Origin of the sequence: Sulfitobacter sediminilitoris, from assembly GCF_010667575.1 — a bacterium.
In the GTDB taxonomy this organism is placed as follows: Bacteria; Pseudomonadota; Alphaproteobacteria; order Rhodobacterales; family Rhodobacteraceae; genus Sulfitobacter; species Sulfitobacter sediminilitoris.
On sequence record NZ_JAABNT010000013.1, the window covers coordinates 30,448 to 50,227 of the forward strand.

11 protein-coding genes and 1 tRNA gene are annotated in these 19,780 nt (G+C 54.2%); 5 read left to right on the plus strand and 7 right to left on the minus strand.

Going from position 1 to position 19,780, the window contains the following annotated elements; genetic code table 11:
• Nucleotides 1-47 precede the first annotated feature (47 nt).
• The 5 genes from drmB to GV827_RS17640 form a co-directional block, all read right to left on the minus strand.
• Nucleotides 48-1,883 carry a DrmB family protein gene (gene drmB, locus GV827_RS17620; RefSeq protein WP_164355133.1) on the minus strand — a complete coding sequence of 612 codons (1,836 nt, stop codon included), beginning with the start codon at nucleotides 1,881-1,883 and terminating at the stop codon, nucleotides 48-50.
• A complete protein-coding gene (gene drmA, locus GV827_RS17625; protein ID WP_164355134.1) occupies nucleotides 1,880-5,377 on the minus strand; it encodes a DISARM system helicase DrmA in 3,498 nt (1,165 codons plus the stop codon). The genes drmB and drmA overlap by 4 nt, the downstream gene beginning before the upstream one ends.
• Nucleotides 5,374-9,315 (minus strand): Eco57I restriction-modification methylase domain-containing protein, encoded by a 3,942-nt coding sequence (locus GV827_RS17630; protein WP_164355135.1) that lies wholly within the window; start codon nucleotides 9,313-9,315, stop codon nucleotides 5,374-5,376. Before GV827_RS17630 ends, drmA begins: the two co-directional genes overlap by 4 nt.
• Complete coding sequence (locus GV827_RS17635; RefSeq protein ID WP_164355136.1) at nucleotides 9,312-12,287, minus strand: helicase-related protein; 2,976 nt, start codon at nucleotides 12,285-12,287, stop codon at nucleotides 9,312-9,314. The genes GV827_RS17630 and GV827_RS17635 overlap by 4 nt, the downstream gene beginning before the upstream one ends.
• Before the next feature lie 555 nt (nucleotides 12,288-12,842).
• Nucleotides 12,843-12,916, minus strand: a tRNA-Cys gene (locus tag GV827_RS17640).
• A 142-nt stretch (nucleotides 12,917-13,058) separates the two neighbouring features.
• Here GV827_RS17640 and GV827_RS17645 point away from each other — a divergent pair.
• From GV827_RS17645 to GV827_RS17655, 3 genes are all read left to right on the plus strand, one after another.
• Nucleotides 13,059-13,712, plus strand: a complete 654-nt coding sequence (locus tag GV827_RS17645) for a protein-L-isoaspartate O-methyltransferase family protein (protein ID WP_164355137.1) — start codon at nucleotides 13,059-13,061, stop codon at nucleotides 13,710-13,712.
• Between the two features lie 71 nt (nucleotides 13,713-13,783).
• Nucleotides 13,784-15,193: a TolC family outer membrane protein gene (locus tag GV827_RS17650; protein ID WP_235930423.1), complete on the plus strand. Its 1,410-nt coding sequence runs from the start codon at nucleotides 13,784-13,786 to the stop codon at nucleotides 15,191-15,193.
• A 72-nt stretch (nucleotides 15,194-15,265) separates the two neighbouring features.
• Nucleotides 15,266-16,492 carry a hypothetical protein gene (locus GV827_RS17655; protein ID WP_164355108.1) on the plus strand — a complete coding sequence of 409 codons (1,227 nt, stop codon included), beginning with the start codon at nucleotides 15,266-15,268 and terminating at the stop codon, nucleotides 16,490-16,492.
• A 13-nt stretch (nucleotides 16,493-16,505) separates the two neighbouring features.
• On the opposite strand, the gene GV827_RS17660 is transcribed toward GV827_RS17655, so the two are convergent.
• Nucleotides 16,506-17,963 (minus strand): cobyric acid synthase, encoded by a 1,458-nt coding sequence (locus GV827_RS17660; RefSeq protein WP_164355139.1) that lies wholly within the window; start codon nucleotides 17,961-17,963, stop codon nucleotides 16,506-16,508.
• A 67-nt stretch (nucleotides 17,964-18,030) separates the two neighbouring features.
• Between GV827_RS17660 and GV827_RS17665 the strand changes: the two genes are divergently transcribed.
• Complete coding sequence (locus GV827_RS17665; protein WP_164355140.1) at nucleotides 18,031-18,609, plus strand: cobalamin biosynthesis protein CobQ; 579 nt, start codon at nucleotides 18,031-18,033, stop codon at nucleotides 18,607-18,609.
• Nucleotides 18,610-18,664: 55 nt separating this feature from the next.
• On the opposite strand, the gene GV827_RS17670 is transcribed toward GV827_RS17665, so the two are convergent.
• On the minus strand, nucleotides 18,665-18,985 hold the full coding sequence (locus GV827_RS17670; RefSeq protein ID WP_164355141.1) for a DUF6280 family protein: 321 nt from the start codon (nucleotides 18,983-18,985) through the stop codon (nucleotides 18,665-18,667).
• Between the two features lie 221 nt (nucleotides 18,986-19,206).
• Here GV827_RS17670 and efp point away from each other — a divergent pair, with 221 nt between their 5' ends.
• Nucleotides 19,207-19,770: an elongation factor P gene (gene efp, locus GV827_RS17675; protein ID WP_164355142.1), complete on the plus strand. Its 564-nt coding sequence runs from the start codon at nucleotides 19,207-19,209 to the stop codon at nucleotides 19,768-19,770.
• Nucleotides 19,771-19,780 lie beyond the last annotated feature (10 nt).

Consider the following 19,780-nt stretch of genomic DNA (forward strand, 5'->3'; position numbering starts at 1 on the left):
GCTAAATGAATCTGTGTTGATAAGGCCAAAGACGAACCTCTGTGCGCCTACCGAGCCCCCAAGATTTCCAGCATAGAAATCCGATCCAACAACGTATTTCGGCGTTCGCAACTTGTTTCTGCTGTGAACAAGCAGCCGTGGCATGCCGCGCCGTTGATCATGTCGACATCCGATGTCAGAAGTTCAGAGTCCGAAGAGCAGATCGGATCATTTCCACAGACCGATTGGCGCTTTATTCCTCGCTGCAACGTTGCCGGAAGGTTGATTGCTTGATCAAGTAATCCGCCGAGCGTTCCTTGTGATCCCCCGCCAGCTGCATAAATCAGCAAACCAAGTTTCGAGACTCGCCCACTTCCCTCTGGTTTCAAGACATAGATACGCTCTGAAAGTGATGTTGAAGGATAACCGGCTTCAAGGGAAATCTGCTCAATCAGCAAGTGAGACAAAGAGTGGACAAAAACGTATTCGTCTCCCGGGTAGGGCCGCCGCCTAGTTGGGTCCTTTTGATACCAGGAATCATAGCGCTGCTTTAACTCGTTTAGAGAGCTCTCTTTTCCCAAAGTGCCGATGCGTTTTTGAACTTCACTGATGTCAAACTTTAAGAACAAGCCTTCGCCAAATTGCTCCATTGCCGGGAGCCAAGTTACCTTGTCAGCCAGTGACTGACCTTTGACCTCGAGCGTAATGTCTTCTTGGATTTCATCGAATGGCGATGGGGCCGGTTCAATCCGTGTGAAACCGTATAGGCAGGTTACTTCGCAAAGCCGGTGTACTTTTGCGAGCGAGCTAATAAATGAGGTATCGAACTCGCCAGGATCGCGCCAGTCCGCGTCGTCCAGCGTCTCGGCATGAAGTCGAGCGCCTAAACTGTTTTGTCCAATTAGCTTTTTTCCACTTGCCAGTATCGCATATTCTTCGACTTTCGGATTCTCAATATCACTTGTGTCAGAAGAAATCTGATCAGCGCGCACTTTCTGCAATGCTGCCCAGACTTCGGCCTGACTGATACCCTCGAACGCATTTTTGATGGGGCCCTGTCCGTAATGAATAGGGTGTAGTGCTTCCTCAAGGCTTTTCACACTGTCAAACGCCGGCAAGTGATCCTGTATCTTTTGTTCAATTTCGTTCTGGTCGGTCGGCAGAGCAATCAGCTTTAGTGTCTGTGAGTAGTAGTTATTGATCGCCCCTCGTGTCATCGGACGCTGGCTCTCATTGCAGGCTGTAGCTGTATAACCCTCAATCCATGGGCGGTACCCCTTACAGGTACCAAGCGCATTTTCGGTAAAAAGCTCACTCAACTTTCGATTGGCTCCACAGTCACACTGGACCGTAATGTACTGAGGATCACCAGCGGCACCTTCATCCTTCATATACATCGTTTGCTGGCAGTTCTTACCTTGATGAACAAAATATCGCCAATCGATATCGTCGATGTGGCCCTTGCTACAAGCGGCGACCCAGCGAACAGGCGATATGGTTTGCCCCTTTTTCCCCTTTGGCTTTTCTCCCGACCGAAACCGCCGCAGCTCCTGTTTGGACAGATCTGAGGGATCTGAGACAACTTCCCATCTGGGGTACTTTACCGCGGGAACGGCAGGAGTTTTGTGGCCTGTAGGTGTGTCTCCGTTTAGAGGCGGCTCGTACAGGCTCAAAGTCACCCCTGTAGCGAGCCAGCTTTCTCCGTCTTCAGAATTGTTCAAGAGCTTCGTAAGGTAGTTTACCAGCCGAGGCTCTTTGATCTGCCGCATGCTTTGGTTTCCAAATGCAATTGGCCAGCTGTCCAGCCCCATGATCATCACAGAGTTGTCTGGTAGATCAACAATTGCGCCCGGTCCAAAGGTCTGGATCAGTTGTGACAACCTAATTTCATCTTTGGAGCTCACCAAGTATCCACCTTTTTCTTGATTTGCGGCCCGGCCAGGTAGTCCTTGATATCAAGGTCGATCCCAGGTTGAACATCGCGCATTGACCAGCCAGCCCGATAAAGCTCAAAGTCTGGTGAAAGAGCAGAGAGGTCGGTTAAAGGATTGTGCATAAGACCCTGATCATCGGCGCGATTGGTGTCCCAATAAAGGTCTTCATCGCCGTGATCCGCTAGCAATTGTTCCCAGCTGTCAATTAGTCGGTCGATATCTTCCTGCAAACAGACTCTCGATTTCAGGAAGTTACTTGCTTCGATGACAGAAGGGTCCTTTGGATCAAATTTGGATGCACCAGCCTTGATTGCAAAGTCAGGGTTGAGATGCCGTACCAAACCGGCAAACACTGCACCAAGAGCTCGGTCTTTGGCGCGCATTGACCCCGGTGTGACGCTTGTGGCTTCGACTGCACGGTAGAAAGCTTTGTGATAAGTCTCAAAGTCTTCATAATGAGCTCGATCACGTGCCCGGTGCATGTTCAAAATTACAAGCACCATGCCAGGGCGGTCGGAGTCACGCCCTACGCGGCTGGTGGCCTGGATATATTCAGCCGCTGACTTGGGTTGATTTTGTACAAGCATCAAGCCGAGACGGGTGATGTCGAGACCGACTGAAATCATATTGGTTGCCAGCGCTACATCAAGCGGACCTTCATTTTCTTTTGGTGGCGATTTGAGAAAGCTTTCCGCCAACCGCTTCTTGGCCTTAGCCACGAGGTCTGTACTGAGGCGCGAAGTCAATTCTTCCGGCGCGGCGATGCTGCGACTGGCGAAAGAAGATTCTGTGATTTTTTGTCCATCGCGCAGGCGCTTTAGGGGCCAACTGCGCAAGTTGTTGGCTACCTCGTCTTCGACAATGCGCCGACTGGCTCCCAGCTCCCGGAGTGCATTGAAGTAGCATAAGGCAGTCATGTAGGGATCCGCTGCGTTTTCATCCGCGTCCCTCGGATCGTCATCGTACTGTTTTTGTGCTGCGGCAAGAATAGGTACGACGGAGCGTAGGAGAACTTTACGCGGACCGATACCCAGAGCGCTTATGGCCAAATATCGACGGCCATGAGCCTCTTCCAAAGATCGTGCAATGGCAAAATAGCTGTCGCGTCGATCAATCCCCGGTGGTGGAAAGATTGCTGTCTTGTCCCGGCCAAACAGTTTTTTGATCTGGTCTTCGGCGCGCCGTACTGTGGCAGTCGAAGCGACAATTTTTGGACCACGCAATTCACCGTTGATGTTGCGTGAGGCCAATCGGTCAACCATGGCCTCGTAAAGACCCGCAATCGTGCCCAAAGGGCCGGAAATCAGGTGCAACTCGTCCTGAATTATCAACGATGGCGGTGGAAGACTCTCACCCTGATCGTTCAACAGAAAGCCAACGCCCGGCTCATCGGCCCCATAGAACCGTAGATGTTTAGAATCCGTCTCCTGACTCATTCGATCAACATTGTCGAAGAACCGACCGACCTCGCCGCGCCTTGGCAAAGACGCAAATTTGTCGACAGTTCCGACAATAAACGCAGGTAGCCTGTTGTAGATTTCCTCATCCACGGCCAGAACGGGCAGGCCACCGTTTTCGGCGCTGAAATCACAATCGATGTTTACACAGTTGATCAGCATACGCTTGCCAACCACATGGAAGGTGTCCTCGTCGAATTGCGTGCCGCACCATGGGCATTCCTTAATTGGGGCCGGTGCTTCGCGCCCCGATTTCCGATACCTGTTGACCTTGGTGTAGGCATGACGTGCGTGGGTGTCTTGTTCACCGCGTCCGCCAATAAGATTTGGAGTTGCCCCGGAACCGACCCACAGCCCGATCTCAATGGGGAAAAGGCCAAGTCGAGGTTGACCGTTCTTCTGCCACTCCGGTGAACGGCGCAACAACTCCATGGCGCAGATCATAGCGGCGGCACGGCCAAGCTGGTCCAGTGTGAGAAGTCTCAAAGTATAGCGCATGATCACACATACGCCGCTACCTAGCCAGTCCGGACTGTTAAGGCGTCGATAAGCAATCTGAAAGGCTGCAAGGCCAAGATAGGCCTCAGTTTTACCGCCACCTGTGGGGAAGAACAGCAAATCGACAATCTTGCGGTCGGCGTGAGTTGGATCAGAAAGGCCGTTTAGGTTTAGCAAAATAAAGGCCAACTGAAACGGTCGCCACGCGGCTCCGATAATGCCGCGCTTCTCAAGATAGGAATTGATCGACAGGTTCATCGCACGAAACGCATCCCGCGCTGCCTCATCGACCTTCAGCAACTCGATGCCTTGCTGCATACGAGCGCGGGCCTCTTCCTGCTTGGCAACTAGTTCGCTAGCGACGTCCCGTCGCGCGGCAGTTTTGATCGACGGCAGATCATTCGACTGACTGGAAATGAATTTGGCATAGTCACTTGGAAAGCTCTGCAAAACACTCGCAAGTTTCGAGGCATCCTTTGCAAGCTCAGCCAAATTGAGCATGTTGAATTCTGTGACTGTCTTCAGTGCTTTGTTCTGGTCAACTTTTTCCACATCCGCCGAGGGCAACGGATCGGTCCAGATCATGTCGGTGTGACCATCAGACGGTTCGGCATGACCCGTGCCGATATTCCGGCCACCGGCAAATCGCAGAACATCTGCATAGTGCAGATCGTGCAGGCGCAGGTCAGGGTCATCTGCTTTGTAGCCGCTCATATCCGGGTTCCCGATGAATCCAGCACCGCCTGCCATCAGTGACAAGCCGACCTGAAACACATTGGACACATCACGAAAGCGCTGAGCGGCAAGGCGACGGTTGATCACAAACAGAGTGACAGAAAGCCCATCAAGATCGGCCTCGGGTCGGGGCAGTTTTGTCTGTTGCACCATTAGATGCAGATGAAGTACGCCACCTTTCCTCTGGGGGGACTCGGTTTCAAACAACGGAATGGAAATACCGCCTTTGGTCTGGGCTGCCTCGGCGAGTTTTGTTGACGTAATCCGGTGATCAACGGAATTGGGTTTGCGGTGCCAGCTGATTTCCTTCGGTGCACCTTTGCCACTTCCGTCCAACACTGCCTCGGGGATGGGCGGTTGGGCGATGTAATCGGCATAGCGCAGGGTGACGTCGATATGCGGGCAATCAGGCGCGACGAAGGCCGTCAGACCAAGGCTGGATGGATCAAGGCGTTTGCGCTGCTTGGCTTCTACTCCGCCATCGCTGTCCTCGCCAGCTGCCGCGCCCGGTTCCGGGTCGTCATCCATACTGGGTAACGGCTTTTGGATTTCCGGGGCGTCGTTCTTGGAGAGGCCGACGGCAGAGCCTTCTGCTGGGGTGAGATAGCCGATCAAATAGAAGCTGGACGGGCGGGTAGAATTGATGACCTCATGATTGGCCATGTGGCTGTCGTGGAATGCGGGGCGGGTGTCGGGGCCGACCACATCCATGCGGAAGGCGTCAATGATTTCGTCGCGCACCTCTGCCGAGGTTTTCAGGGCTTCGTCGCTCATATCAGCGTTCCTTGTTGATCAAGCTGCAAGGCCTTTGGCTTCATTTTTCCTTCGGTGTCCCCTTTGGCTTCTTCAGCGGCGCGGGTACGGTTCAGTTCCAGCAGCCTTGCCAGAACTTTGTCTCTGAACCATGCGGGCCAGTGGTAGCGTTTCTGATAGGCAAATTCGGGTTCATCGGTCTGGTGCATGAAACGTGGTGCTGCACCGTCGGGTGAGGTGTCTTGCGCCATATCGGCGAGATCATCCCAACCATAGGCACGCAGAACCGCGTCATCCATTGCGACATGTAATCGGCGGAGTTCGACAATATCGGGCTTGCGGTCAAGGGGGTCGTGGAACCGGTTGTATGTCTTTGTGAGGCCTTGATTGGACGCTTTCATCAAATTTGCACGTTGGCTGAAGTAGGCCTGACCGGCCTTCTCTAACCGGTCATTATTGGATTGGATCTCCGCAAAAGGAAATGTCACGAAGCAATCAGAGGGCGCATAACGAAGGTCGTCTTTCATTGAGGACGAAAAAACTCGCGCCCAAATTTCATGACAAGTTGATTGCAGAACTGCAAAATGAGCAAAGGTAGAAAACGCAAACACAACTGTTGAATCCGCAAACAGAAACTTATTCTCTGTAATTCCAATACCCACGTTGTTCGAAACTCGGCTCAAAACACATACCCTGTGCAGTCCTCTAGTCCCTTCCGCTAAAGCTCCCCCAAAGCGCCAATGTTTCCACCAAGGGTGTGCCTTCACAGCCTTATTCTTACTTGCTAGACGCCCTGGTCTGACTTTCTCTTCCACAATCGCGAGCAATTCTGGCCAGTCAGATGCGACAGGGTCAGGGTAATCTTTTGGAACAACTCCAGATTGCAACCATTCGCGGCGTTTTTCAATTTCAGCTGTCGGCCAGCCGGAGAGATCGGGATCACGCCTCAATGGCATTTCACCAAAGTCAATTACGTATCGATGATTCAGATGTTGTGGATGAGTGTTGACCTCTTCTCCTCCGAGGTACGGTCTAATGATTTTGGTGTTGTTTGGGTCTTCTTTAATCAAGCGGTGCATTTCACTAAGGGGGGTGGTAACGCCCTTTTTGTCGGTGTCGTCAAAGGTAAAACCCATCCCATACACATCTTGTCCACGGAAAGCCCTATCTTGGTTTTCAGACAAAGCAGCCGGAGTATCGTCAAAATCGCCCTCACGAACGAAAGCTGATATCCTTCTAACGGGACGACCATCGAGGCGGATCGGCACATCGATCTCCCCGCCCTTGGCCATGTGCACGGTCGAAACTACCACCGCAGCATCGCCAGGCCATTTAACCCGCCGCCTGGCGCGGTAAATTTCGCCATTTTGCTCTTGCAGAAGGTACCGCAACCCGCTTTCGCGGGTGTCGCCCTGTCCGATGGTATTGGTGGCGATCAACCCCATCGTTCCGCCCGTCCGCAGCAGGCCATAGGCTCGGCGAAAGAAGTGCGCCGACAGATCGGCGTTGCCATGCGACTTGGGGCTAATCACTTTTAGCCAGTCAAGAAACCCTGTGCGATTTCCACTGGTGATGGTGTTCTTGCCCGCAAAAGGCGGGTTGCCGATGATGCTGTCAAAACCGGGTTTGTCACCTTCGAACACTTCGGGGAATTCGATTTGCCAGTGGAATGGCGTAATCGGATGGTCGCCGCTGGAAAGCTGTGCGCGCAACTGGCGGGCCTTGTCCCATCCATCCTCGCGTCCCAGCTGCACCTGAAATTCATCTAGTGCTTCTTTGCGTGCCTTGGCCTTTGTTTCAGAAAAGAACACGGCGATTACCGCATCGCCACCAAGACGCACATCTTCCAGTTCATGATCGGCCTCATCCAACCGATGCTTTTGTGCTTCGAACGTGACATTGTCCGGTGCTGTGCGAATACGCTGACGGTCCTGACGCGCTGCATTGACCAGTTGAACAAACTGACTGGCGAAAAGAGGTGTTGAGCCTTCTGTTTGCCAATTGACGGCGTTGATCTGATCAAGGGTCAGCCCAACAAGAGAGTCGCCCGTTTTGAGCGCATGATCGAGGAAGCTAAAATCCTCATCCTTGGACAAAGTTACCAGCCAAAGTGACAGCTTGGCTAGATCGGTCGCCATGTGGTTTTTGTCGACACCATAAAGGCAGCGCTTGGCTACCTCGCGGCGGGCGAATGTTTGCGGATCTGTACGGGCCTCGTCAGGCAACAAGTCAGGGTGGGAGACCCATGCTGCCTCAAGCCGTTCACCCAAAGCGCGGCACGTTTCCACCAAAAACGCCCCGGACCCCATTGCCGGATCGCAAACCTTTAAATCAAGCACATGATCGGGTGTCGCATCTTCGCCCAGTTGCGCAAGGACTGGCTCCAATGCTTCGCGCACAATCGGCGCAGTAAGGGAACGAGGGGTGTAGTGGCTGCCTGTTTTGCGTCGTTCATCAGTGGGTTGCAGGATGATGGTCCCCGCCGTGACGATACGTTTCCCGGGCGAGCCGCGTTCGTCGATCTTATTGTCCAGAGCCGCCAACAGGTCATCCACAGTTTTGGCGGGTTTGAGGAGTTTGTTCTGGGCGTCGGTGGCCGTGTAATCGATTGTATCGGACAGAAACTTCTTGCGCTTGTCCGGGGCTTTGGCGAGTACGTCTTCCAGATTGATATAGGCGGGAATGTTGCCCTTGCCGGATTTCAACGCGATGCTCGACCCTTGGGAACGGGTAACGGTGAAGCCCATGACCGTCTCATAAACCGAGCCAATCTGTTCCACGTCCAGTGTCTTATAAGACAGCCGTTCGCCGCCCAGCATCAGCAATTGGCGCAATACTTCGTAAATGCACTTGTCCGAGACGGGCAGGACATCGGGCTGATCACCATCGCCGAACCGACCGAGCAGAAAGGGGAAGGTTTCCGGATCAAACAGTTTGCCACGGCGCTGGTGCATGAACTCTGGTCCAGCCCCATCGTGGATCAGTTGAAACAACCCAAGCAGTCGACCCCACGCACCGTAGCGGTCAGCCATGGTATCCGGAAAATGGGCCGCTTCAGCCTCCAGATCGACAAAAAGGCGGCGTACCGCGTAACCCTGTTCGTAGATCGACTTGGCCTGTTGATTATCTGACGAGGGCATCAACTCGCGATCTTCGGCGTAGAGCACAAAGACCAGTCGCATCAAAACCGTGAGCAGACCCTCGTAAAACTCCTGTGGTTGGCTTTCAGCCACGGCGCGCAGGCTGGTGTCAGTTTCGGCCTCTGAAGTGAACCCGCGCAGAAGGGTGTATAGCGCACCCAGCACTTGGTCGGCCAGTTTAGTCGAGACGATGTTCTGGTTTTCACGCGAACGTTTTAGAATGCCGTCAAGACGGGCTTCGGCACTACCCCAGATGGCATTCTTGCCCAGAAGCAGTTTCAGACCAGACAACATCTCACGTCCGGCTGTGGTTTTCAGGCCGGTGATTGGCCATTCAAGAAAACCCGGGGTTTCGCCCGGCGGTGAGTATGTCAGACGTAACACCTGATCAGTAACAAGCAATCCCTGTGCGACGCCAGATTCTCGCAGATGACGTTCAAATGCTTGTTGTTCGGTAATGCCGCTCCAATTCCCAATGGAAATTCGGCTATCCGGGTCTGAGCCGCTCTCAATGCATTTAACTAACAGGCGTGGTGGTTCGTCTGCTTTGCCTGCAAGCGCTGCATCAGTTTGCAGCGTGACGTCCATTTCGGTCAGCCTGCAAGTGGCCTCGGCGGGCAAGTTCTCACCGCGCAGTATGCGGCTTTGAGGCCAACCCAGAACATTGGTGCCCATCTGCCAGAAATCGGATGCGTTTTCTTCGAACACCCTGGTGTCTTCAGCAGTTTGCTTGATGGGAACCAGATTCTCCTCATCTAATGCCGACTGAGAAACAACTAACCCTTCTTGGCGCACATGTTTCAGCCAGAGATCAATCATGAAAGTTTCTCCGGCAACAGATAAACAATGCCTACAGGCTCAATTCGACGGGCCGATACAATGTGTTTTTGGCGCACAAGCTCGGGCTCAGATTCAATCTCGATATCAAGCTCTTGCAGCCGGTTTTCCCAGTTAAGCTTGTCCAGCCGCCGCTGTTCACGCTCTTGCTCGCTAAAGTCGAATTCTTGTTGGACCGCACCCTGTTGTTCGATAATTCGGTCGCGCTGCTGTTCAAGCAGGAGTTTCAGAGAGCGAGCCTGGGCTTCGCCAATCTCGGTCAATTCCCTACGGACATTTTGTTCATTCTCTCGCGCCTGCTGCTCGGCAATATCGCGCAGAAATTGGGCGTCGGCCGAAGCGCGCTTACGGTACTCATCGCAAATCGGTTCATCCGGCCTTGACGAAGACTGGATTGCTTCTTGGAGGTTTCTGTAAACCTCAGATGCTGTTTGCCCTTCAAACTTCAGAGGCGTCACTCCTTTCTGATTAACCGACGCTGCAACGGGAATGATCTCGGAATGCAGCCGATTGGCTCCTTTGGCGTAGAGCGTGAGCCGGATAAGCAGCACAACGCGCGGGCGTTCAATCGCTGTCTGCAGGACTGCCGTCCTTTCCAGCCGCGAGCGAAATCCCTGCGCATCAAACTGCGCCAGCAGTCGCCTAACTAAACGGTGTTCCAGATGTAGATGTTCTATGCCAGTTTGCAGCCGATCACCGTCCTTGACGGGTGAAAAGCTGACTCTCTTTACTGGGGCGTTCTGGCGATACTCAGCAACAGTCTCGTCTTTGTTGCGCGGCCGCTCACGCAATTGGTCAAAGACCGGTGTCCAGTCGGCATTGGAAAAGCCCGGAGATTCAGGGTCAAGGGCGATGACATCCACACCGTTTTCCTGATTAATTTGTTTCGGACCAATATCTACATGCATTTTTTCAAGTGCATTGAGGAAAACCGCTTGCAAGGCATTTGGTGCAACATTTTTTTGAAGTTTTGATTGCTCCAAACGTCTTGCAATTGATTGCAATTCGCTTTCCAGTTTCCGAAGACGTTTGTGCTTTTCTGGAGCAATCAGAAGCTCTTCTTTCAAACGCTGCGCTTCTAGATAGCTTTCAGACTCTAAGTCCTGTTCCAGCCGGTCCATATTCTCGCGTGTGATGCCAGTTTTGAAGCGCTTCTCAATCTCGGTTTCGATAACTGAGCCAACTTCGCCCAATTCCCTATTTATACGTTCAGTTTTTCTTACCAGTGCCGCAAGAATCCGGTCCGATGGCCGATGCTTGTAGGTGAAATAACGGCAATACACATCCGGGTTTGGTTGCAAGCGTCGGTCTATACGACCATTGCGCTGCTCCAGCCTGGAAGGATTCCAAGGCAAATCAAAGTGAAACAAATCGTAGCAACGATGCTGAAGATTAATGCCTTCGCGCGCGGCATCTGTGCACAACAAAATGCGCAGTGGCTCCATTGCGGGGTCTGCGTTGAATCTGGCCTTGAGGCGTTCCCTTTCATTTTTGTCGGTGTCGCCAGTAAATTCAGCGATACGCTCATCCTCAAGCTCGACAGACAGTTCTTCGAGGAGTTGCTTCTTCAACCAGTCAATTGTGGTTTGATACTCTGAAAAGACAATGAGCCGTCTTTGGTTCCAGGAGCTCCCTTGTCCCAAATGCTCTCTGATCCAGGCCGCAAGATTCTTACTTTTTGAGTCGCCCTTGAAGGCTTGGCGTGTAGCTGTCTTTAACAAGGCCTCGGCAGCCATTTTAACATCACCATTCACCATCTTGTTAACTTCACCTTGGAGCGTGGTGCAAAACGCTGAAACCGATGATAAGAGCCTTTGCTGCAACAAAACAAAGGAATGTCCGCCTTTGCTCCCCTCCAGTTCTCCAAAGTCCAATAGTGACTGAAATAGATCGAGCTCCGGTGCCTCAGCCGGGGTGTCCGGTAATTCTATATTATCCACATGGCGAACCGGAAAAGGCGTATCAGTAAGCTCTCTCAAGTCTGATTTTAGCCGGCGCACCATTATCGCGTCGTGTTCGTCTTGTGACACAGCTATTCCGCGGGTGAAACGTTGCGGATCGAGCATTTCCAGCAGGGCTGCAAAAGAATTTGAATGCCCGTTGTGAGGGGTTGCGGTTAGGAAAAGGCGATGTTCAAACATCTTGGAAAGCTCGCGGACCGCGCGGGTCATCTGGCTGTCAGTGGCATATGCCTGACTGTGTGCGGGCGCAGCGTGGTGAGCCTCGTCAAGAATGAACATTGACCTGGCACGAGGCGCGCCAAGTATCGCCTTTAGGCCAACCATATAACCTTCATCCCTCAGTAGAGAGTGAGAAATGATGAATGCATTTCCTGATTGCCACGGGTTGTAACCAAAACCACGTTCAGCTCTCATCTCGGCGAAGAAATCTGCATCGACAATTTCAGCAGTTAAACCGAATTTTGAAGACAGTTCTTCTTTCCATTGCTGCGTCATCGATGCGGGGGATGAGACTACGAAGAAGTCTACACGTTTTCGTAACAGCAATTCACGTAAAACCAACCCGGCTTCAATTGTCTTTCCCAAACCAACATCGTCGGCGATCAATAGGTTAACTCGAGGCAGGTCCAGCGCTTTGGCCAATGGAGTCAATTGATAGGGCGAAATTTCGATCCCGGCTCTAAATGGAGCTTGGAAGAGCTTATTGTCGGCTGCTGTTGCTGTGTTCCATTGCAAAGATTGCAGATAGGCTGAGTACCCTTTTGCATCAGTTGGAACATTTGATCCAAGCTGGTGCCAAAGTTCATCGTCAACGCATTCGATAGCGATTTCCGATCTTGGGAGGATGAGTTGTTTTTGACCTGTCGCGTCGTCATCGAGGCATCGGATTTCAAGAACATCAGGTGCAAATTCACTTGATTCAATATTTTCAATTAGCCAGTGACGTCTACGGACGCGAACGCATTGACCAATTTCGAATTTAGGACTTCCCACTCGGTTTCCTCGTCAAGATCAAGTTGCAGGGTGAACAAGCTTCTACAGCCGAATAAGCCGCGTGCTTTTCTTTACTATCAGCCACTTGAGTTTGAACCAATTGCTCGTCGTCGGCAACGCGTATTTGCCCGCGGAGTACGGATGGAGTGATGCAGCGGTTCCCATGTCTGAGTGACGGGTGGGTGTGTCACGTTAAGTGCTGCACCGGGGACGCCGTGGATCGATATGATCTGCAGAGATGCAGTTAACATTTGCCGAACGCGCAAATAGCAATGTTGCAGAGATGTTGCAGAAACCAAAAGCCGCCCCGAAGGGCGGCTTGTTAGTCTCTTGTTTTCTATGAGAGATTTTGGCTCCGGCGGTAGGGATCGAACCTACGACCAATTGATTAACAGCCCATTGGTGAAAATGTGGATCTCAAACCCAAGCGTCAGCTACGTACGCGAGGCCTCAGCGTCCAAGACAAATCGTCGAGCGGTTGTAGTGCGCCAAGAAGTTTCCGTGCCTAAATAGTGCCTAGAAACATGACGCTCTGATTTAACTATCTGAAAATATTGGAGGCGAGTACCGGAATCGAACCGGTGTACACGGATTTGCAATCCGCTGCGTCACCACTCCGCCAACTCGCCGACCAGTGGTTTTTGCTGACTATCCGATCCCTGTTGCCGCTGCAAGATGTATGATCGGTGAAAGTATGCCGCTAGCCGTTGCTGACCCGTGCGCGATGTGGCACATCATAGGGATAAGAATCTGAACGGACGAGTTTAGCAAATGAGTGATTTCGCCGCCCGCCGAACAATGATGGTTGATACGCAGGTGCTTCCCTCGGATGTGACCAAGTTTCCCATCATCGATGCCATGCTCAGCGTCCCGCGTGAGGAGTTTGTGCCCGCAGCCCAGCGGGAAGCGGCCTACATGGGCGAGAACCTTGATTTAGGACAGGGACGTGTGCTGCTGGAGCCGCGTACGCTGGCCAAAATGCTGGATGCGTTAGCCATAAGCAAGGCGGAAATGGTGCTCGATATCGGATGTGCCATGGGCTACTCGGCGGCGGTGGTCGCGCACATGGCTGAAGCGGTCATCGCCGTTGAAGAAGACGAGTCCATGGCGACTGAGGCGCAGGAAGCCTTGATCGCTGCGGGATCTGACAACGCGGTGGTGCATATTGGACCGCTGGCCGAAGGTGCTGCGGAACATGGTCCCTATGATGTCATCCTGATCGAGGGCGGCGTCATGGAGGTCCCGGACGCTATTGTGTCGCAGTTGAAAGACGGGGGGCGGATCGCGGCCTTGTTCATGGACGGCGCATTGGGTGAGGTGCGTGTCGGCTACAAGCGCGGTGACCAGGTCAGCTGGCGCATGGCATTCAATGCCTCGGCACCGGTGCTGGAAGGTTTCAAACGCGAGGCGGCGTTTCAACTTTAGAATGAGGTTCGTCACGGGCGGACAAGTGGTTTCAACATGAAAGAGGTCAACGGTCGATGCTGATCAGGAAAATGCCCCTTGGGTTGCGTGTTATGGCTGGTGCCTGTGCGCTGGCTTTGAGTGTGGCGGCCCCGCGCGCGTCTACAGCCGAAACACTGGCGGATGCGCTGGTAGGGGCCTACACGCACTCCGGCCTCTTGGAGCAGAACCGCGCCTTGCTGCGCGCCGCGGATGAAGACGTAGCGGTTGCCGCCGCAGCATTGAAGCCAGTCTTGCGCTGGTCAACCAGCCTGACACAGAACTTCGGACAGGTTCGCACGGCTGCGTCCCGGACCACAATTGACAATGATGATTTGACGGCAGCTGTGAACCTGATTGCCGAAATGGTCCTTTATGATTTTGGATCGCGAAGTTTCCGAATTGAGGCTGCCAAAGAAACGGTCTTGGCCACCCGAGAGGCGCTTTTGGACATCGAGCAGCAGATTCTTTTGCGCGCGGTGCAGGCTTATATGGGCGTGATCGAAGCTCAGGAATTCGTGGCCCTGCGTGAAAACAACGTGCGCCTGTTGACCCAGGAACAGCGTGCTGCCCAAGACCGCTTTGAGGTGGGTGAAGTGACACGGACGGATGTGGCGCTTGCGCAGGCGCAGTTGGCACAGGCACGTAGCGGCCTGGCGGCAGCGCGGGGGGATCTGGTCAGCTCGATTGAGGAATACCGTAATATCGTGGGCCGCACGCCCGGCCCGCTGCGCCAGCCGCCCAGCCTGCCCGCGATCGCAGAAGACGTGAACGGGGCCAAGGCATTGGCTGTGCGCACCCATCCGTCCCTAAAAAGCGCGCAGCATCAGGTTGCCGCAGCAGACTTGCTGGTACGCGCCACCTTGTCGGACATGAAGCCGACGATCAATCTTTCTGGCCGTCTTGCCGCCACAGAGAACCTGAACGCGAATGAATTCAATCGCGGTGGGTCTATCGGGCTTGAGGCCGGTCAGACGATCTATCAGGGGGGGGCGCTTTCTGCGACGGCGCGGCGGGCGCAGGCCCAAGCAGACGCCCAACGCGGAAACCTGCATGTGGTACGTAATAACGTTCAGCAGGATGTGGGTAATGCCTATGCCACCCTGACAACGGTTCAGGCCCAGCTTGCCGCTTCCGTGCGTCAGGTGCGCGCGGCAAGCATCGGGTTTGACGGCATCAGGGAGGAAGCCCGGCTTGGGGCCCGGACCACACTGGACGTGCTTGATGCAGAACAGGCCTTGCTTGATGCGCAGTCCTTGCAGGTGTCGGCGCGCGCGGCTGTCTACGTGGCGGCCTACCGTATCCTTGCTTCAACCGGACGTTTGACGGCAAAGAACCTGGGCCTTCCTGTGCAACTCTATGATCCGGCAGAGTATTACAATCTGGTCAAGGACGGCCCGGTCAAGCGGTCAAAGCAGGGCAAGCAACTGGACCGTGTGTTGCGGGCGCTGCAAAAAGACTGACAATTTTCGCGGCCCCATTGTGGGAATCTCTCTGCCGGGGTACCTTGGAAGAGAGAAAAGAGTGGTAAAAAAATGTCCGACCCCGTCACAAATGCTGAGGTGGAGGATGTACTATCTTCGATCCGCCGTCTGGTGTCCGAAGATAAACGTCCTTTGCAGGCTTCGAAACCCGAACCAAAAAACGATCGTCTGGTCCTTACACCAGCATTGCGTGTTGCAGAAAATGATGCGCCGGATGACAGGCAGTCCGAACTTTCCGTTTCTGAAAGTACGGCCCAAGATACCATCTTTGATGACGATGAGGATAATGTCGAAGACATTGACGCTTTCGCCGCCTTGGATGAGGAGGACGAGGACGGTGGAATTGACAGCTCTCTTGATGATCTGATCACAGACGACAGATTGTTGGATGTCTATCCGCACGAAGACGTGGCGGAAGTTGATGATGATAAAGAAGCGGATGAGGAGGCTCGGTTCGAGGACCTTGCTCAGGATTATTCTACCGATCCCTATAACTTTGATGATGACGATGACCCCGACGGAGAAGGGGGCGAAATTCTTCTGGGTGACGTTCGGGAGGGCAGCAACAAGCGGACCGCGTTTGAGGACCGTCAGGAAATCGAGAGCGCGGCTGAGGCAGCGTTCATCGGAGAAGACTTCGAGGATGAACTTGAAAAAGCGCAAGAAAAAGCTGCGCCCCTTAATTTGGACCAGCAAACTGCGCTTCATGTAGATAAACCTGTCAATACAGAAGTGACAGGAGAACAGCAGGCGTCTTCGGCCGGCAAAACAGCGACCCTAAGCGCCAAGATCGAGGCGTTAGAAACCGCTATCGGTAACATAGCTGATACGTGGGAGCCTGATGACGCGGGCGAAAGCGATTATGCCGGTACCGAACCTGAAACGATGGCGTGGGAAGACGACGAGCCTGAAACACAGCAGACGGATCGGCCCCAGTTCGTACATGCCACCGCGGTTTTTGCCCCCAAGGCACAAGCCGCAGCATCAAAACCTGAGCCCGAAACAGAACCAGAATCACAAGTGTTCCCGGAAAATACGGAATCACGCTCAGCGGCTGCGCCAGAAACCTCGTCTACCGATCGTTCTGAGAATGTTGATTTGGGTCGGGATCTCTCTGAGGACGAACAGTTGATTGACGAAGAGGCCCTGCGCGATCTGGTCAGTGATATCGTAAGACAGGAACTTCAAGGCGCACTGGGCGAGCGGATCACGCGGAACGTGCGCAAATTGGTCCGGCGCGAAATACATCGTGCTCTGACTGCTCAGGATCTTGAATAAACGGGCTGTGCGCTCAGACTTGTCCGGCTAGTACCAGCATGTGATCGATGTCGAAATAGCGTTCGACGTGGTCAGCCAATGCATCCAACGTGTCGTCTACACCTACCTCAAAGGCTACGGATGACGAGGCGCCAAATGTGGCCAGATATGCGGCCCGAAAAGCGTCTGAGTTGAACAAGCCGTGCATATAGCAGCCCTGAACCAGCCCATCCTTGCTTGTCGCGCCCTCAGGCGTGCTGTCAAACATAAGCCAGGCACGGTCCGTGTCAGGGCCCGTGGTTTCCCCGATGTGTATTTCATAGCCAGACAGGGTGGTTCCACTTGCCGGATGTAGCCCCTCTTTGAGCGAGAGGTGTTTGATCGGCACCATCTCCGTCTCGATCCGTAAGTGTCCCAGGCCCTGAACGGTCCCCGGCGTCCCTTCAATGCCGTGTGGATCGGATATGCATTGTCCCAGCATCTGATACCCGCCGCAAAGCCCCAGCACCCGTCCACCGCGGCGCAGGTGTGCAGCCAGATCAATATCCCAGCCCTCTGCGCGGAAGGCCGCAAGATCGGCGATGGTGGCTTTGCTACCGACCATCAGCACAAGGTCTGCATCTGCTGGTAACGGCTGACCCGGCATGATGACGCGCAGGTCAACGCCCGGCTCAGCCGCCAGCGGGTCAAGGTCATCGAAGTTGGAAATGCGCGGCAGACGCGGCACGGCAATCACACAGCCGGCCCCCCCCGATTGTGAACGCGCAGGCAGGTCCATCACATCCTCCGCTGGAAGGCGGTGCGCCTGATCGAACCAAGGGATCACCCCAAGACTTGGCCAGCCCGTGCGCCGCGCGATGTCGTCGCGGCCTGCATCAAACAGGCTGCGGTCGCCCCGGAACTTGTTGACGGCAAAGCCTCGCACCATGGCATTGTCCTGCGCTGACATCACGGCCTTGGTGCCAACGATCTGTGCGATCACGCCACCCCGGTCGATGTCACCCATCAGGATGACAGGCACATTGGCGGCGGTGGCAAAGCCCATGTTCGCGATATCACCGGCCCGCAGGTTGGTCTCTGCCGGGCTGCCTGCACCTTCGACGATGATCAGGTCGCACTGGCTGCCAAGCCGTTGGAAGGACTCAAGCACAGATGGCATCAGCGCGGCCTTGTTTTTCCCAAAGGCGGCGGCCTCTTGGGTGCCTGCGATCTGGCCCTGAACGATCACTTGCGCCCCTGTGGACGACTGCGGTTTAAGCAGGATGGGGTTCATATCGGTATGCGGTGCGACGCCTGCCGCCCGCGCCTGCAAGGCCTGCGCGCGCCCGATCTCACCACCGTCTTCTGTAACGGCAGCATTGTTCGACATGTTTTGCGGTTTGAAGGGACGCACACTCAGGCCGCGTTTCACGCAGGCGCGGATCAGGCCAGCCACGATCATGGATTTGCCGACATTGCTGCCAGTGCCTTGTATCATGATGGCTTTTGTCATGTGGTGGTCCCGCACGGTTTGGCCGCAAACTGGCGCAATTCAACAGGACGCGAAAGGGGGATTCACCATGAATACGCCTGTACCTCTCTTGCTGGGCGCGGCCGCGCTGGCAAAGGGAGGGGATCGCAAGCTGATATGGGCCGCCCTTGTCGGCGCATTGCTGCCTGATCTGTCGCTTTACCTGTTGGCGGGCACGGCTCTTTACGTGCTGAACATTCCAGCTCAGATCGTCTTTGACCAACTCTATTTCTCAGAGCTGTGGCAGACGGTCTTTGCCGTTGATAACTCATTTCTGGTCTGGGGCATTTTACTGGGTTTTGCGATTTGGCAGCGCATTGATTGGGCCATCGTACTGACAGGGGCTGCACTTTTGCACCTGACGCTGGATTTCCCACTGCATCATGATGACGGCCGCCCCCATTTCTGGCCCATCACCTCTTGGGTGTTTGAAAGCCCGGTCAGCTATTGGGACCGGAGCAGGGGGGCAGAATGGATTGCACCCCTTGGTGCAGCTGCCGCTGCGATCTGCGCTTTGATCCTGTGGAAGCGGAAGCCGGGCCTGGTACTCTCTGGCCTGATATTGGGGCTGCTACTGGCAGAGCTGATGGTAGCGCAGGTCTGGATGTTCGTATTTTCAGGTGCCTGAAACGAAAAACGCAGCCCTGAGAAGGACTGCGATTTTGTAGGTCTTGCGGCCTGATTTAGGCAGCTTCAGCCTGCTGTGCAGCATGGCGGCGCTCAGACTCTTCGCGCGACAGCGCAACAGAGGTGCGGACACCTTTGCCGACGAAATCCATCAAACCCGCTACCACACGTTCGTTAGGGTCGATACCGGCGCAGCTCAACACTTCGCGGCCATCGCGGGAGCGCGCCCAGCGGGCGATCTGTTCTGGGCCATTGCCGTACTTCTTGTCATCAGCAATCGCGTCATCCAGAGCTGCCAGTACCACGGCAGCAAAAAGTTTGCGGGCACGGTTGCCTTGCTCATTATTGAAAGCAGTGCCATCAACGAAATCTCTCAACTCGTCGTCCTTTCCATTATTCTTGCTCTTGTCATTTCGGCGTGACGCCTCTTATGACCGATATCCCTCGATTCGGATACATCTAATTGACATGGCACCCATGCGCGCTGTGCATAGCATGCTGCAGGTGCACTACGACATATCGTTGGCTTGCAGGGTCCCATAGGGCGAGATATAGGGTGCGCTAACTTTTCATCAACCTTTTGCCATGGTTTTGCCACATGCCCAAAATTAACGGAAACGAGATTCGCCCAGGAAATGTCCTGGAGCATAACGGAGGCCTTTGGGCGGCGGTCAAGGTCGACCACGTGAAGCCCGGCAAGGGCGGCGCCTTTGCTCAGGTAGAGATGCGCAACCTGCGCAACGGCTCCAAACTGAACGAACGTTTTCGTTCTGCCGACAAGGTCGAGCGGGTGCGTCTGGAGCAGAAAGACCAGCAATTCTTGTATGAAGACAGTGGGATGCTGGTTCTGATGGACACCGAAACCTACGAGCAGGTCCAGCTCCCGGCCGAGCTTCTGGGGGAACGGCGCCCCTTCTTGCAGGACGGCATGATGGTCGTGGTCGAGTACCATGAGGACGAAGCGCTGAATGCCTCACTGCCGCAAAAGGTCATCTGCAAAGTGGTCGAGACGGAGCCTGTCGTGAAAGGCCAAACGGCAGCGAACTCTTTCAAACCGGCCATATTGGATAATGGGGTCAAGGTGTCTGTACCGCCTTTCGTCGGTCAAGACGAAGATATCGTGGTGAACACTGAAACAATGGAATACGTCGAGCGCGCATGATTTCCCGTTA